General features: G+C 54.3%; 13 protein-coding genes. 7 read left to right on the top strand and 6 right to left on the bottom strand.

Annotated elements, in window-relative coordinates:
- The first annotated feature begins 218 nt into the window (after window positions 1–218).
- The 6 genes from SBI19_RS11370 to SBI19_RS11395 all read left to right on the top strand — a co-directional run bounded on the left by SBI19_RS11370 (window position 219) and on the right by SBI19_RS11395 (window position 7592).
- Entirely contained in the window at window positions 219–1400 is a 1182-nt protein-coding gene (locus SBI19_RS11370; protein ID WP_317968103.1) for a phosphoglycerate kinase, read from the top strand.
- 418 nt (window positions 1401–1818) lie between these two features.
- Window positions 1819–2574 (top strand): triose-phosphate isomerase, encoded by a 756-nt coding sequence (tpiA, locus tag SBI19_RS11375; protein ID WP_317968105.1) that lies wholly within the window; start codon window positions 1819–1821, stop codon window positions 2572–2574.
- A gap of 1 nt (window position 2575) precedes the next feature.
- Window positions 2576–4108, top strand: coding sequence for a 2,3-bisphosphoglycerate-independent phosphoglycerate mutase (gene gpmI / locus SBI19_RS11380; RefSeq protein WP_317968107.1), 1533 nt, complete (start codon window positions 2576–2578; stop codon window positions 4106–4108).
- A 221-nt stretch (window positions 4109–4329) separates the two neighbouring features.
- On the top strand, window positions 4330–5625 hold the full coding sequence (eno, locus tag SBI19_RS11385) for a phosphopyruvate hydratase (protein WP_317968109.1): 1296 nt from the start codon (window positions 4330–4332) through the stop codon (window positions 5623–5625).
- Window positions 5626–5853: 228 nt separating this feature from the next.
- Entirely contained in the window at window positions 5854–6621 is a 768-nt protein-coding gene (locus tag SBI19_RS11390; protein ID WP_317968111.1) for a sugar phosphate isomerase/epimerase family protein, read from the top strand.
- Between the two features lie 86 nt (window positions 6622–6707).
- Window positions 6708–7592: an ROK family protein gene (locus tag SBI19_RS11395; protein ID WP_317968267.1), complete on the top strand. Its 885-nt coding sequence runs from the start codon at window positions 6708–6710 to the stop codon at window positions 7590–7592.
- A gap of 829 nt (window positions 7593–8421) precedes the next feature.
- On the opposite strand, the gene SBI19_RS11400 is transcribed toward SBI19_RS11395, so the two are convergent.
- The 5 genes from SBI19_RS11400 to SBI19_RS11420 all read right to left on the bottom strand — a co-directional run bounded on the left by SBI19_RS11400 (window position 8422) and on the right by SBI19_RS11420 (window position 12980).
- Window positions 8422–9156, bottom strand: a complete 735-nt coding sequence (locus tag SBI19_RS11400; RefSeq protein ID WP_317968113.1) for an ABC transporter permease — start codon at window positions 9154–9156, stop codon at window positions 8422–8424.
- Window position 9157: 1 nt separating this feature from the next.
- Window positions 9158–9874: an ABC transporter permease gene (locus SBI19_RS11405; RefSeq protein WP_317968115.1), complete on the bottom strand. Its 717-nt coding sequence runs from the start codon at window positions 9872–9874 to the stop codon at window positions 9158–9160.
- Complete coding sequence (locus SBI19_RS11410; protein ID WP_317968118.1) at window positions 9871–10845, bottom strand: ABC transporter ATP-binding protein; 975 nt, start codon at window positions 10843–10845, stop codon at window positions 9871–9873. Before SBI19_RS11410 ends, SBI19_RS11405 begins: the two co-directional genes overlap by 4 nt.
- A gap of 63 nt (window positions 10846–10908) precedes the next feature.
- On the bottom strand, window positions 10909–12309 hold the full coding sequence (locus tag SBI19_RS11415) for a sensor histidine kinase (protein WP_317968120.1): 1401 nt from the start codon (window positions 12307–12309) through the stop codon (window positions 10909–10911).
- Window positions 12306–12980 carry a response regulator transcription factor gene (locus SBI19_RS11420; protein ID WP_317968122.1) on the bottom strand — a complete coding sequence of 225 codons (675 nt, stop codon included), beginning with the start codon at window positions 12978–12980 and terminating at the stop codon, window positions 12306–12308. The genes SBI19_RS11415 and SBI19_RS11420 overlap by 4 nt, the downstream gene beginning before the upstream one ends.
- Before the next feature lie 188 nt (window positions 12981–13168).
- On the opposite strand from SBI19_RS11420, the gene secG reads away from it, so the two are divergent.
- Window positions 13169–13405, top strand: a complete 237-nt coding sequence (gene secG / locus SBI19_RS11425) for a preprotein translocase subunit SecG (protein ID WP_191207007.1) — start codon at window positions 13169–13171, stop codon at window positions 13403–13405.
- A 172-nt stretch (window positions 13406–13577) separates the two neighbouring features.
- Here secG and SBI19_RS11430 read toward each other — a convergent pair whose 3' ends face one another.
- Entirely contained in the window at window positions 13578–15017 is a 1440-nt protein-coding gene (locus SBI19_RS11430; protein WP_317968127.1) for an alpha/beta hydrolase family protein, read from the bottom strand.
- Window positions 15018–15083 lie beyond the last annotated feature (66 nt).

Genomic DNA, 15083 nt, shown 5'->3' on the forward strand with positions numbered 1-15083 from the left:
TAGGTTTTAACGTTCCTTCTTCGAAGGAACGTTTTTTTATTGTAAGCGGTGCTTCGATGGCAGCTCGCTTAAGCGAGCCGCTTGCGGTAACGCTCCGAAGGCGTGTCGGCCGCTTGCAGCGGACACACTGGACGTGATGCTTCGAGGGCGTTCGCTGAAGCGAACGCAAGTACTTAATGGATTATTCATCTTCGCCTATTCTGAAGGAGGCTTTCTCAATGAACAAGAAAAGTGTTCGCGACGTCGAAGTCGCAGGTAAACGCGTATTCGTACGCGTCGATTTCAACGTACCGCTCGAAAATGGCAAAATCACGGACGACACGCGTATCCGTGAAACGCTCCCTACGATCAAGTTCCTGATCGAAGGCGGCGCCAAAATCATTCTCGCTTCCCACATGGGCCGTCCAAACGGTCAAGTGGTTGAAGAGCTGCGCTTGACGCCAGCTGCTGAGCGTCTGTCCGAGCTGCTCGGCAAGCCAGTTGCAAAAGCTGGCGAAGTTGTTGGCGATGCAGTTAAAGCACAAGTGGCTGCACTGCAAGCTGGCGACGTGCTCCTGCTTGAGAACGTTCGTTTTGAAGCAGGCGAAGAGAAGAACGATCCAGAACTCGCGAAGCAATTCGCTGAACTGGCTGACCTGTTCGTGAACGATGCATTCGGTGCTGCTCACCGTGCACACGCTTCGACGGAAGGCATCGCTCACCTGCTTCCAGCGGTATCCGGTCTGCTCGTAGAGAAAGAGCTCGATGTTCTCGGCAAAGCGCTGAACAACCCAGAGCGTCCTTTCACGGCAATCGTTGGCGGTTCGAAAGTTAAGGACAAAATCGACGTTATCAACAAAATGATCGAAATCGCAGACAACATCCTCATCGGTGGCGGTCTGTCGTATACGTTCCTTAAAGCGCAAGGCAATGAAGTCGGCAAATCGCTGCTCGACAACAGCAAGCTCGACCTGACGCTTGAGTTCATCGAGAAAGCGAAGAAGCTTGGCAAGAACCTGTACCTGCCGGTTGATATCGTTGTAACGGACGACTTCAGCGCAGACGCTAACACGCAAATCGTTGGCGTAGACGGCATCCCAGCTGAATGGGAAGGCATCGACATCGGTCCTAAGACGCGTGAAATCTACGCAGACGTTATCAAAAACTCGAAGCTCGTCGTATGGAACGGACCAATGGGCGTATTCGAAATCGAGCCATTCTCCCATGGTACGCGTGCAGTAGCGCAAGCTTGCGCTGAGACGGCTGGTTACACGGTTATCGGCGGCGGCGACTCCGCTGCAGCAGCTGAGAAATTCCACCTGGCTGACCGTATGGACCACATCTCGACGGGCGGCGGCGCTTCCCTCGAGTTTATGGAAGGCAAGGCTCTTCCAGGCGTAGTAGCCCTCAACGACAAGTAAGACCGTTGATCACGAAGTAACGCTTAGAAGCATATTCGGCATCGAATCTTGCATTAGCTCTCGAGCTCCGTTGCTCATGTAGGGTTAGCCTACATTCCGCTACTCGCTCTTCGATCTAACGCAACCTTCTCGGTGCTGAACGGTCTTACGGGCTATTGATCACAAAGTAATCCCCGAAGCGTACTCGGCATCGAGCTTTGCTAAGGTTTAGAATGCTAGCTTATGCTTGCGATGAAGGTTTCCACCGGAAACTTTGCAGATCATGTAGGTCCGACTGCATGACACCTCGCACAGCTTTTACGTCATTAAAAGCTGCATCGTAAGTTTAAGCGGCTTCGAACTGAAGCAATAACCTCGGTGCTGAATAGCTTGCGGGTTATTAAAATAAATAGATGCACTTGAAGGGAGTTTCTCTGACATGAGCAGAAAACCGATCATTGCAGGCAACTGGAAAATGTTCAAAACGGTTGGCGAAGCACAATCGTTCTTCTCCGAAGTGAAAGGCAAAGCGGAGGTTGACGGCGTAGAGAGCGTAATCTGCGCTCCATTCACGGCGCTTCCAGCACTCGTAGAAGCCGCGAAAGGCACGAGCATCGCAATCGGCGCACAAAACCTTCACTTCGAAGACAACGGCGCATTCACGGGCGAAATCAGCGGCGTTATGCTGGCTGACCTCGGCGTGAAATACGTTATCATCGGCCACTCCGAGCGTCGTGCATACTTTGCTGAGTCCGACGAGATCGTGAACAAGAAAACGCACGCGGCATTCAAACATGGTTTGACGCCAATCGTTTGCGTAGGCGAGAAGCTCGAAGAGCGCGAAGCTGACCAAACGAAAGAAGTGTGCAAAGTACAAACAGAAGCTGCATTCCAAGGTCTGTCGGCTGAGCAAGCAGCAGAAGTCGTTATCGCATATGAGCCAATTTGGGCAATCGGAACGGGCAAATCGTCCACAGCGGCTGACGCTGAAGACGTTATCGCTTATATCCGCGGCATCGTAGCTGGCCTGTACGGCGAAGCAACGGCTAATGCAGTTCGCATCCAATACGGCGGCAGCGTGAAACCGAACAACGTTACAGAGTACCTTGGTCAAGCGAACATCGACGGCGCACTGGTAGGCGGCGCAAGCCTCGAGCCAGCATCGTACATCGCGCTGGTTGAAGGAGCGAAGTAAGATGACGGCTCCTAAACCGGTAGCATTGATCATCCTTGACGGCTTCGGACTTCGTAACGATGTTGTTGGCAACGCAGTAGCACAAGCTAACAAACCGAACTACGATCGTTACTGGTCGACGTATCCGCACACGACGCTGACGGCATGCGGCGAAGCAGTAGGTCTGCCAGAAGGTCAAATGGGCAACTCCGAAGTTGGCCACTTGAACATCGGCGCTGGCCGTATCGTGTACCAGGACCTGACTCGCATCAGCAAGTCGATCCGCGACGGTGAGTTCTTCGACAACGAGACGCTCGTAGGAGCGGTTCGCCAAGCGAAGAACAGCGGCAAGAAGCTTCACCTGTACGGCCTGCTGTCCGACGGCGGCGTACACAGCCATATTGAGCACCTGTTCGCACTGCTTGACCTGGCGAAGAAAGAAGAGATGAACGACGTGTTCATCCACGCTTTCCTCGACGGACGCGACGTATCGCCAGACAGCGCTGTCGGTTATCTGGAGCGTCTCCAAGCGAAAATCGCAGAAGTTGGCGTAGGCAAGATCGCGACTGTACAAGGCCGCTACTACGCAATGGACCGCGACAAACGTTGGGAGCGTACGGAGAAATCGTACCGTGCAATGGTATACGGCGATGGTCCTCAATATACGGACGCGCTGCAAGCGGTGAAGGAATCGTACGAGAAGTCGGTCATGGACGAATTCGTTATGCCGACGGTTATCGTTGAGAACGGCAAACCAGTAGGACTCGTTGAATCGGAAGATTCGGTCGTGTTCTTCAACTTCCGTCCTGACCGTGCGATCCAGCTGTCGCAAGTGTTCACGAACGAAGATTTCCGCGGCTTCGACCGTGGCGACAAATGCCCGAAAAACCTGCACTTCGTGTGCCTGACACTGTTCAGCGAGACGGTTGGCGGCTTTGTTGCTTACTCGCCGAAGAACCTCGACAATACGCTGGGCGAAGTGCTCGTGCAGAACGGCAAGAAACAGCTGCGCATTGCGGAGACGGAGAAATACCCGCACGTAACGTTCTTCTTCAGCGGCGGACGCGACGTTGAGCTGGAAGGCGAAACGCGTATCCTGATCAATTCGCCGAAGGTTGCAACGTATGATCTGCAGCCCGAGATGAGCGCTTATGAAGTTGCTGCTGCAGCGGTCGCTGAGATCGAAGCGGATAAACACGACGCGATCATCCTCAACTTCGCGAACCCTGACATGGTCGGCCACTCCGGTATGCTGGAGCCTACGATCAAGGCAGTAGAAGCGACGGACGAGTGCATGGGCAAAGTGGTTGAAGCAGTTCTGGCGAAGGGCGGCGTAGCGCTCATCACGGCTGACCACGGCAACGCGGATATGGTCATCGACGAGAACGGTCGTCCGTTCACGGCGCATACGACGAACCCGGTACCGTTCATCGTTACGAAGCAAGGCGCAGAGCTCCGCGAAGGCGGCATTCTGGCTGACATCGCACCAACGATCTTGAAGTTCCTCGAATTGAAGCAACCGGTTGAGATGACAGGCGAATCGATCGTTAAGTAAGACCCTGCATGTCCGAATTGCGTATGGATCGACAGCGGGTGGAGAGACTCGGTTAGATAGACTGTCGGCCAACGCGGGACGTTCTAATTTTTCGCGAAAATAATGTCGGACTGCGCGGCTAGGACGTGCATTCGGAGCGATTTTCGTATACCATAGGAATGTTGGTTTCAACTTGTTATGGCAGCCATTACAACTTAAACCTTAGAAGGAGTGTTACATCCATGTCTATCATTGCTGACGTATATGCACGCGAAGTCCTCGACTCCCGCGGTAACCCAACTGTTGAAGTAGAAGTAACTCTTGAATCCGGTGGCAAAGGCCGCGCAATCGTACCATCCGGCGCATCGACTGGCGCGTACGAAGCAGTAGAACTTCGCGACGGCGACAAAAGCCGTTACCTGGGCAAAGGCGTAGTTAAAGCAGTTGACAACGTTAACTCCATCATCGCGCCTGAAATCATCGGTCTGGACGCTCTTGATCAAGTAGCGATCGACCGCAAAATGATCGAGCTCGACGGCACGGACAACAAAGGCAAGCTGGGCGCTAACGCGATCCTCGCTGTATCGATGGCTGTAGCTCGCGCTGCTGCTGACGCTCTCGACGTATCGCTGTACACGTACCTCGGCGGCTTCAACGCTAAGACGCTTCCAGTTCCAATGATGAACATCGTTAACGGCGGCGAGCATGCCGACAACAATATCGACGTTCAAGAGTTCATGGTTCTGCCAGTTGGCGCTCCAACGTTCAAAGAAGCTCTGCGTATCGGCGCTGAAATCTTCCACAACCTGAAATCGGTTCTGAAAGAAAAAGGCCTGAACACGGCAGTAGGCGACGAGGGCGGCTTCGCACCGAACCTTAGCTCCAACGAAGAAGCGATCACGACGATCATCTCCGCTATCGAGCGCGCAGGCTACAAGCCAGGCGTTGACGTATTCCTCGGTATGGACGTTGCTTCGACTGAGTTCTACAAAGACGGCAAGTATCACCTCGAAGGCGAAGGCCGTTCCTTCACTTCCGCAGAATTCGTGGACCTGCTCGCTTCGTGGGCTGACAAATACCCAATCATCACGATCGAAGACGGCTGCTCCGAAGACGACTGGGAAGGTTGGAAACTTCTCACTGACAAACTCGGCGGCAAAGTACAGCTCGTTGGTGACGACCTGTTCGTAACGAACACGGTTCGCCTCAAAGACGGCATCGAGCAAGGCGTAGGCAACTCGATCCTCGTTAAAGTTAACCAAATCGGCTCGCTGACGGAAACGTTCGACGCGATCGAAATGGCTAAACGCGCTGGCTATACGGCTGTTATCTCCCACCGTTCCGGTGAGTCCGAAGACAGCACGATCGCTGACATCGCGGTTGCAACGAACGCTGGACAAATCAAAACGGGTGCTCCTTCCCGTACGGACCGCGTAGCGAAGTACAACCAATTGCTCCGCATCGAGGACCAACTGGGTGCTACGGCTCAATACGCAGGCGCAAGCGCGTTCTACAACCTGAAAAACTTCAACAAATAATAATAACCGCTCGTCATAGCGGTTATCCAAGCTCACCCCTGGCGTCCGAGGCCGGGGGTGAGTTTTTTATATGGCAGATGAACAGCGCAATATCATTGATTTGTATGTGTGAATGACAAAAATACAAATAATCCGTGCACAAACCGACATAGCAACTGCGATGGACAACCCTTATCATCAAGGTAGAAGCATAGATTGTCCAATCCAATCAGGGTGGTGCTTATTATTATGGGAAAACCGCTTATCGGCATTCAATTGTATACACTTCGTGATCTGACAGAAACAGATCTTCTCGGCACAATTCGCAAGGTAGCAGAACTGGGCTATGAGGCAGTCGAATTCGCTGGCTTCTTCGGCCACTCGGCAGCTGAGGTTAGCAAGGTATTAGACGAGACAGGATTGAAAGCGCCTTCGGCGCATGTGCCGCTGCAATGGTCCGAGCCGGAAGATAAGATGTGGGCAGCGTACGAGGAAGCACTCGTTTATGCGAAAGAAATCGGCCTGACTTACGTTGTTGTCCCTTGGGCGCCTATGCCGGAAGTGCCAACGATCGAAGACGTGAACAAGCTGATAGCTGTGCTCAAGCGTGCATCTAATTTGGCTCGTGAAGCTGGTTTCATTTTTGGTTATCACAACCATGACTTCGAACTGAAGCAAGTAGATGGGTTGTCCATTATGGACCATATGCTGACGCAGCTGTCGTCAGAAGAATTGATCGCAGAGTTCGACCTCGGTTGGGTGCACATGGGCGGCGCCGTTCCGGTTGACTACATCAACCGTTATGCAGGCCGAGTGCCGCTGGCGCACTTCAAAGACTTCGGCGATGGCACGAAGGACACGGAAATCGGCCGCGGCGTCGTAGACTTCGAGCCGGTATTGGCGGTAGCGGAGCAAGCGGGCATCGAGTACTTCATCGTTGAGCAGGAGCAGTTCCAAGTGTCGTCGCTCGAGAGCGCGAAGATCTGCCTGGAATTCTTCAGACAACGCGGATATTAATCGTTATAATAAATAGCAATGATAGAAGGGACGGTACGCGAATGAGCGGCCGTCTTCTTGCTGTAAGAGAGCGAGGAGTGTACGATATGCGAATTGGCGCGATAGAAGCGGGCGGCACGAAGTTTGTATGCGGAATCGGCGATGAGACGGGGGCTATTCATGAGCGGACAAGTTTCCCGACGGAGCAGCCGGAGGTGACGCTGGCGCGTGTGGCCGCATTTTTCGAAGGGAAGGGTGTAGAGGCAATTGGAATCGGGTCTTTCGGTCCTATCGGCCTTAATCCTGCGAATGCGGACTACGGACACGTGACGACGACGCCGAAGCCGGGTTGGTCGGGATACGACTTCCTTGGCGAGATGAAGAAGGGGTTCGATGTACCGTATGGATGGGATACAGATGTGAATGCGGCGGCCTATGGCGAGTCGGTATGGGGAGCAGCGCAAGGATTGAATAGCTGCGTCTACTATACGATTGGCACGGGCGTCGGAGTAGGTGTCTACGCAGAAGGTCGTCTCGTGCACGGGTTGGTGCATCCGGAGGGCGGCCATGTACTGACGCGTCGGCACCCGGAGGATCCATTCGCTGGCTGCTGTCCGTACCACGGTGACTGCCTGGAAGGAATGGCGGCAGGTCCTGCAATCGAACAGCGCTGGGGGATTAAAGGTAACGAGTTAACGGTTGACCATCCGGCTTGGGCAATGGAGGCCTTCTATATTGCGCAATCGGTAGCGAATACGGTACTGATGTTTTCTCCTCAGAAGGTCATTCTCGGCGGCGGCGTAATGCATCAACAGCAGTTGTTCCCGCTCATTCGAGCAGAAGTGAAGCGTCTGTTGAACGGCTATGTGAGCGCCTGCCAGCTTACGGAGGACATCGACAGCTACATCGTCCCGCCTGGCCTAGGCAACAATGCGGGCTTGTGCGGAGCGCTAGCTCTTGGCCTAGCCGCAGCCAATCAATCCCGTTCATAGTTGTGCAAAAGGGCTGTTCGCGCACTCGAAGTCACTCACAGACTTCGACGTTGCACGAACAGCCCTTTGTTGTTGCGGGGACCACACTAGTCAGCTTGAACAAAAGCTGTGCCCCAAAGGGGCACGCGACTTCTTATACGCAGAACTTCATAAATATCGTTGTCCCTCCAACATCTCCATTTCGGGCCTCGTGCATCCAACCTTTCTCTAACGGACCAAGAAACCGCTATTTGCGAATAATCGAACACCTCAGATTCTAACGGACTCAGATGCACCTATATGGTGGATTATCACGTGTGGGGCCAGTATTCTGATCAAATAGCGCTTGTGAAGTCCGTTATGGCTTAAAACGAGCAATACCACAGCGATTAGAGTCTCTGTGGTTCGTTAGCGTGAGGAAGAAGGGCGATACTCTCTGAAACACATTAGTCAGCTCGAACAAAAGCTGTGCCCCATAGGGGCACGCGACTCCTAGCACGCAGTATCTGACGAGCGTCGTTGTCCCGCCATCATCACCTCCGAGCAAGAGTTCCTTGGGCTCTCACTTGCTCGGAGGTTAAAAGAAGGGACATCAATGGGCGGTGACTGGTGAATTTCAACGAATACAGTGTGCGGAAGATGAAGCTGAATTAGGTACAGTCGCAAGAAGCTTTGCCGCGGATGCGGCAAGTGCGGGCACACGATCAATGAGAATCAAGATATGGTCCTTGTGAGGAGTCCAGAGGTCACACGACCTTTGGGGCCCTCCCTAGCAAGGAGGGTTTGGGTGGGTAGAGAAAAGCTGATGTCCAAGGGGCAGAGCCCCTGGAATCCTCCCTTGAGGGAGGACTTAAATGGGTTTCCTCCGGAAGTACCCATGCCCCACCACAAAGAACAGGATGAAACTCACGCTTATGACCGTATACAACGTCGTCATCGACAGATGGAAAGCATCAGGTCCTTCATCGAGCTGCTGGGACAGCAGGACGAGCACTGGCTGGTCCCAAGGATAGTACGGCGCGAAGCGCTCCGAGTTCGCGATAATGATGTTCGGCAGCGTGAAGATCGCATTGATGGCAAGAGGCGCTGCGAAGCTGGCCCATGCGACCGATACGCCCATCTGCAGGGCAGCCAGAGGCATGCAGGCGATCCAACTGCCAATCAAACTAAACAACAATCCAGACCATTGAATCGGGTCTGTGTAGCCCTTGACCATACCAACAATGAGCATAGCACCGAGGAATACGGCTTGCGTGGCAAGCAGAAGCAGCATGACGCACACGAACTTGCCGGCATAGACAGCGCTTCGGCTGACCGGCAGCGACAGCAGCTGCTTCCAGCCGCCGCCTGCATGCTCCAGCCGGCATACGGAGGCTGCGAAAACCCCAGTTAGCAGCGGCATAAGCAGAAGGGCATGCATAACCCCCATCATGTGCAGCAGCCCATCCCATTGGTTTGCGCCGCTGCCCATATCTTCATTTTCAAGCAAGCCGATCAGCGAGCATAAAGCAGGGCTGACGAAGATCAACCACATAATCGGCGATTTACGCCATTTGATCCATTCGGATCGCAAGACAGCCCACATATTATTTCACGTCCTTTCGTACGAAATGGACGCTTCCGGCGAGATAAATGCAAAGTCCAACAACTAAGCCAAGCGCAGCAGGGATGAGCGGCTCATTCCATTGATTGTCGAGCATCGGCCATTTGTACGGCACGAAGTCACGCAGCGCCCCGCCGAACATGGATACGACCGTACCGAGAACGCCGACCGTGAGCGGAATGGCTTGATTGGCCAGCGAGACGGACAGCCACAGCTGTACAGCGCCGATTGGCAGTGCAGCCAGAAGCGGCAGATAGCAGACGCGAAGCAGCTCGTCGTATGGAATGTCGGTCCCGATGGACAAACACAGGCCGAGTATGATGGTACCAACGGCGAGCATCGTGCAGGCGGCGAACATGAGCCCGATCAGCATCACGAACTTGGCGGCGTATACGGATAGACGGGATAGCGGCAGTGCCAACGTCTGCTTCCACGCGTTCGTCGCATGCTCGACGCCAGCAATCATCGAAGCGATAATCGCCAGACCCATGATAAGCGAAGGTACGGCGAGAAAATGCGTTTCGCTCAGCAGATGACCCCATGGATCATCCGCATTGAGCTCCATCAAATAGTCGTACCGAAGCGCGTAGTTAGCAGCTTGCAGCAGGACGACGCCGAAGCCGCCGGCTGCAATAAGCGGCCAGATCGCTTTGCGGCGAACTTTGAGCCGTTCGACGGCGAGAAGCTGGAGCAGCATCATAAGCTCTCCTCTCCGTCGGTCAGCTTCAGGAACAAGTCCTCCAGCGATTGTCTGACTTCCTCGACGCGGTACACCTCGATGCCGCTCTCCACAAGGGTGCGAACATAATAAGCAGCTATTTCGTCATCCACGGAATCGACAAGGATGCGATTGCCGCCTTCCTCAGGTACAGCCCCCGTGCGCGGCGACTCCAATGCTGCTGCAGATTCAGCGCGGACGCCGATCCTCGCGAGCACCTCGGCTGCCTGGGGAACAGCCCCGACTCGCAGCGATAATCGTCCCTTCGAGCGGCTGCGAAGCGACCCGATCGACTCCTGCGCGATGAGTCTACCTTGTGCGATAATGCCGACCTGCGTCGCCATCTGCTCGATCTCCGAGAGCAGGTGGCTCGATACGACGATCGTAATGCCATGCTGCTGCGGCATGCTCTTGATCAGCTCGCGCATCTCGAGAATGCCGGACGGATCGAGACCGTTCGTCGGCTCATCGAGAATGAGCAGCTCAGGGTTGCCCAGCAGTGCAGTCGCGATGCCCAGCCGCTGCTTCATGCCAAGCGAGTAGCCTTTGACCGGACGGCCAGCATCTTTGGTCAGTCTGACGATCGACAGTACCTCATCGATTCGTCCCGAAGGAACCCCCAGAATTCGCCGTACGGCCTCCAGGTTCTCGCGCCCAGTCAGGTGTCCGTAATAGGACGGATACTCGACGAGCGAGCCGACGCGGCGGAGCACATCGATTCGATTGCTCTTCAGCTCGCGTCCGAACAGCTTGACCGAGCCCTGCGTTGGACGGATCAGGCCGAGCAGCATGCGGATCGTCGTTGTTTTGCCGGCGCCGTTCGGACCGAGGAAGCCATATATTTCGCCGCGGCCAACGCGCAAATTCAAATTTTGCACGAGCGCTTTGCGCCCGATTGCTTTCGTTAGACCGGCTGTTTCAATTACCCAATCGTTCGTATTCGATGGTTTCATAGGATTTCATCACCTCGAAACCCATTGTAGCGAATGAAGGTTAAACAAACGGGGGGCTCAAGTTTAAATTTGGTTTAAACCTTGCAGGGTGATCCTCGTACCTTCCGCCGAACTGTCGATCGTTAGATGCAGCCCCATCTCCTTGGCCATAAGCTTAACGATGTTGAGGCCAATGCCGGAACCGGCCGCTTCGGATTGGCTGTCCATGCCAGGTCCATGGTCGACGAAGGAAACGAAGCCGCTGCCGTTGAGCTCATAGAGTCGAACGAGTGCATAACCGCCGTCGGTGGCATGGCGCAAAATATTTTGGAACAAATTATCGGCAATCCGTTCCAACCACTGCGGATCAATCTGCCAACGGAAGCCGTGATCCGGAGCATCCAGCTCCAGCTCGATGCCCTGCTGCTCGAAGGCCGCGTACCAGTTCGCGCACAGCTGGCGAAGCAGCCGGTTCATATCGATCGACTCCGGGCGGTAAGGATATCTTCCCGCGGAGAGCAGCGTATAGGAGAGCAGATTGTCGATCAATCGGCTGAGGTAATCGACCTTGCGATCGATCACCTGCAGCGACTCGCGTCCGCGTCCGCTAAGCTGCTCTTCATTCAGCTGGAAAGCATGGCCGCGAATGGCGGTGAGCGGTGTCCGGAGGTCATGCGACAGGTTGGCGATCAGCTGCCTGCGAAGCTGCTCTTCTTCGTTCTCGCGCAGCCGTCCATGCTCCAGCTGTTCGATCATCGTGTTGAACGCAAGCTCCAGCCGCCCGATTTCGTCCTGCTTGCCAACGGTTATTCGCCCTGGGATGCCAGGGAAAGCAGCAGCGCTAATGGTCATCGCCTTCTGCATGAGCAGCAGTCTGCGGGAGATCCGATAGAAGAACAACCAGGAGGCTCCGATGAACAGGAGAAGAATGATCAAAAGCAGAGCAGGGAAAGCAAAGGACCAATATTTCGCGAACGTCGTATTCTTGAACGTTGGCGTAATGACCGTCCGAGGCACTTCCAGCGTGATGAACCCTTCGGACGGCTGACCGCCGATGAAGGCGACAATCGTGAACAGATCATGGCTGCCTGACCGCTCCTTCATGAACTGTATGGCGTCGGCTGCGGTCCAATGCTGTTGTATCTTTGCATCACTAGGCAGTTGAAGCCTCGTGTCGCCTGCGGGATCGACCCAGTAGATGGTCGCTTTGCTGTAGCGCTTATAGAGCTCTTCCAGCCGTTTCTGAACCGTTTCATCGGACTTGCCTCCAAGCGATTTAGCTTCGCTATGCCATTTGTTCTCAAGTTCAATTGCGCCGCCATAGATCGCATACTCCTTTTCGTAAGGCGGATAGATGAGGAACAATACGGTCACAACAACAATAATGGCCAGAGGAATTAGAATGACAGCAACGGACATGAGGATGACATAGCGGGAGACGAGCGAGCGGCGGGCATCCGACAGCCAGTTCAACAGCCGTTTCATTGCTTCACCCGGAAGCCGATGCCGCGAATCGTCTCGATAATGGCAGGCGCGCTCGGGTTGATTTCGATTTTCTCTCGAAGATAGCGAATATGGACGTTGAGCGTCTTGTCGCCGTCCCAGCTGGGCTCGCCCCAGACCGCTTCATAGATCTGCTCCTTCGTCAGAATCTGATTCGGATGGCGAAGCAGGTGGAGGAAGATGTGAAGCTGCTTGCCTGTCAGAATGATCTCTTCGCCTGTCCGCTGATCGATGAACATCGGCTTGGACAGGTCGATATCGAGATGGCCGAGCTTCAGCTGTCCGAGATGGGCGGTCTTGCCGCTGCGCCGGAGCAGCACTTCGATTCGAGCCGCAAGCTCATCGGGGTGGAACGGCTTGGTCATATAGTCATCAGCAAACTGAAGTCCCTCCAGCTTGTCATCGATCGTGGAGCGGGCAGAGAGCATCAGAATCGGTTTGTCGGGCGCAATGCGCTTGAGCCGTTGGCCGACGGTGAATCCATCCAGTCCGGGCAGCATGACATCGAGGATGACCAGGTCGGCATCGGCCACTCGCTCAGCGGCACCGTCTCCTGAACGCAGCCAGTCAACAGCAAAGCCTCGTCCGGTCAAATCGTTCTTGATCATCCCACCGATGTCCAGATCGTCCTCAATATATAAAATCCGCCTCATGGCGAAGCACCTCCTAGTGTTAGTCATTCCCATCATACGAGCGAAGCGTCCAAATGAAAAGAGCAGCATCAATAGTCGGTATTGTGTGGCAGAGGTGGTTGTGATACAATAAAAGTACTGTTTTTAGGCTTGGCCTGAAACTGACGGACGGTTGACCCGTTCAAGGCTTTAACTCAGGAGGTGGGAAAGTGGACATTTTATTCAAAATCTTGCTTATCATCGCGGCACTTGGTTTGATCTCTGTCGTGCTTCTTCAGAAAGGTAAGAGTGCAGGTCTGTCCGGCGCCATCTCCGGCGGTGCGGAGCACTTGTTCGGCAAACAGAAAGCACGCGGCCTGGACTTGTTCCTGCAGCGTCTGACGATCGGCTTCGCAGCTGGATTCTTCATTCTGGCGCTTGTCGTATCTTACTTCGTTAAGAACTAACCTTGTTAAACATTAGCTATGTACATAGCTAACGACATAAGCGCGAGGAGCGCAGAGAAGAAGCAGGACCAATTGGTCCTGCTTCTTTGTGCATTGTCCGCGGAATTTGAAATAGCGGCATACGGTATCGGCGGAAGAGCGCGACAAGAGCGTTATCGAATGGGGTAACAGATTATTGCTTCAATTGCGTATTGAAAAAGTTGACCACCTCGGATGTTATGCGCTGATGAATATTATTCAAGCTCCCTGTTCGGTTCATAAGCGGAAGGAGCGGGGATAGACGATACAAGTCGGTGAAGGCGAGATGATCAGCGCCTTCAATCATTACGGCACGGGAGCCTTGTGCAGCCAATGCATTAGCCTCTCGTCTTGGAATCTCTACCGTAAGTTTGTCGTATTCGGCTCTGGTCAGCCCGGCTGACCGCAGCTCTGGATCGCTAGGCTCACCGCTGGACTCTGGGCGCTTCGATTGAAGCAGCAGCAGCGGCTTCTGAAGCGATGTGCTTCGCACTCCGGTGCCGAACATCGTCCCGTCCATGTTCACAGCCGCCTTAACTCGCTCGTCCGTGCACAGCATCTCCACGGCATTCGCACCGCCGAAGGAATGGCCGGCCATGCCGACATGCTCCCAATCCAGATGGCCGGCGAGAGGGAAATTCGGGTTGACGCCAACGTTGTCCAGCCGCTCCAGCTGGTCCAGCACGAAGGAAGCATCCTTGGCCCATACGTTCGCGATTAATGCGTCGTTCGCATCCCAGTCAGCCGGCGAAGGAAAAGCGTCGTTATGCACCGTTGCAACGGTGCCGTCCTGAAGCTTAGAGGCAATCGAATAATTCGTATGGTTGATCGATAAGACGATATAACCGCTGCTGGCCAGCGCTTCGAACAAGAACGTATCCGTAGCGTACAAGCCGGGCATTCCGTGCGAGAACAGCACGACAGGATAACGAGCTTGGCTTGCCGATACAGGAGCATCCTTATAACCATGAGATTCGATCTGATTCAAATGAGACAGCAGAAATTCGGGGAAATGATACCGCTGCGCCAATGCTGGCGCCATAACGTCCCACTCCGGCAAATAAGGTGCGCGCTCTAGATCAACAACCGATTGCGGATCGGCGGGGTACCATACTTGGACCGTAAGCTCCCTTTGTCTAGAGGGATCATCTGAGGCTCGCTCCGAACGCGACTCGTCGGTCCAGTGATACACGGAAGTTCCAATCGCATACGGACCGCCAGGCTGCTCCAGTGAGAATACAGGCAGAAGCGTCGGCGGGGCGGCCGCGATGACTGCCAAGAGAATGGCAAGCAAAGCAGCGCCAAGTCTACGAATAAACATAGGCCGCCTGCGCTTGCGTTGAGGAATCTCGGAACGTGAACGACGAGTCCTGCGTATTAGGAGCAGGCAGTGAAGCACAATCCCGCCAGAGACGATTACAGCGGGCATCATCGTCCATACCATAGGCAGCAGCAGCAGACGAATAACAATAAGGACGACCAGTGTGCCCGGAATGGCAGCCTGAATCCATCGATAGTGAGACCAAGTCTTCGACAACAGGACAACTAGCGCTGCAACGACAGAGACAATAATAGTCAGATCAATTCCACTCACAGCAGGTGCACCTCATCGCTTGGAAACTTTCTACATATTACCACATAAGGGTGTTCGGAGAGGGGA

Source organism: Paenibacillus sp. CCS19 (assembly GCF_033239625.1).
GTDB lineage: Bacteria > Bacillota > Bacilli > Paenibacillales > Paenibacillaceae > Paenibacillus_T.

Excerpts from the sequence above, each read along its gene's own strand:
- SBI19_RS11395 (WP_317968267.1), top strand. The coding sequence starts at position 6,708 with ATGCGAATTGGCGCGATAGAAGCGGGCGGCACGAAGTTTGTATGCGGA.
- SBI19_RS11400 (WP_317968113.1), bottom strand. The coding sequence starts at position 9,156 with ATGTGGGCTGTCTTGCGATCCGAATGGATCAAATGGCGTAAATCGCCG.
- tpiA (WP_317968105.1), top strand. The coding sequence starts at position 1,819 with ATGAGCAGAAAACCGATCATTGCAGGCAACTGGAAAATGTTCAAAACG.
- SBI19_RS11370 (WP_317968103.1), top strand. The coding sequence starts at position 219 with ATGAACAAGAAAAGTGTTCGCGACGTCGAAGTCGCAGGTAAACGCGTA.
- SBI19_RS11405 (WP_317968115.1), bottom strand. The coding sequence starts at position 9,874 with ATGATGCTGCTCCAGCTTCTCGCCGTCGAACGGCTCAAAGTTCGCCGC.
- eno (WP_317968109.1), top strand. The coding sequence starts at position 4,330 with ATGTCTATCATTGCTGACGTATATGCACGCGAAGTCCTCGACTCCCGC.
- gpmI (WP_317968107.1), top strand. The coding sequence starts at position 2,576 with ATGACGGCTCCTAAACCGGTAGCATTGATCATCCTTGACGGCTTCGGA.
- SBI19_RS11410 (WP_317968118.1), bottom strand. The coding sequence starts at position 10,845 with ATGAAACCATCGAATACGAACGATTGGGTAATTGAAACAGCCGGTCTA.
- SBI19_RS11390 (WP_317968111.1), top strand. The coding sequence starts at position 5,854 with ATGGGAAAACCGCTTATCGGCATTCAATTGTATACACTTCGTGATCTG.
- SBI19_RS11415 (WP_317968120.1), bottom strand. The coding sequence starts at position 12,309 with ATGAAACGGCTGTTGAACTGGCTGTCGGATGCCCGCCGCTCGCTCGTC.
- SBI19_RS11420 (WP_317968122.1), bottom strand. The coding sequence starts at position 12,980 with ATGAGGCGGATTTTATATATTGAGGACGATCTGGACATCGGTGGGATG.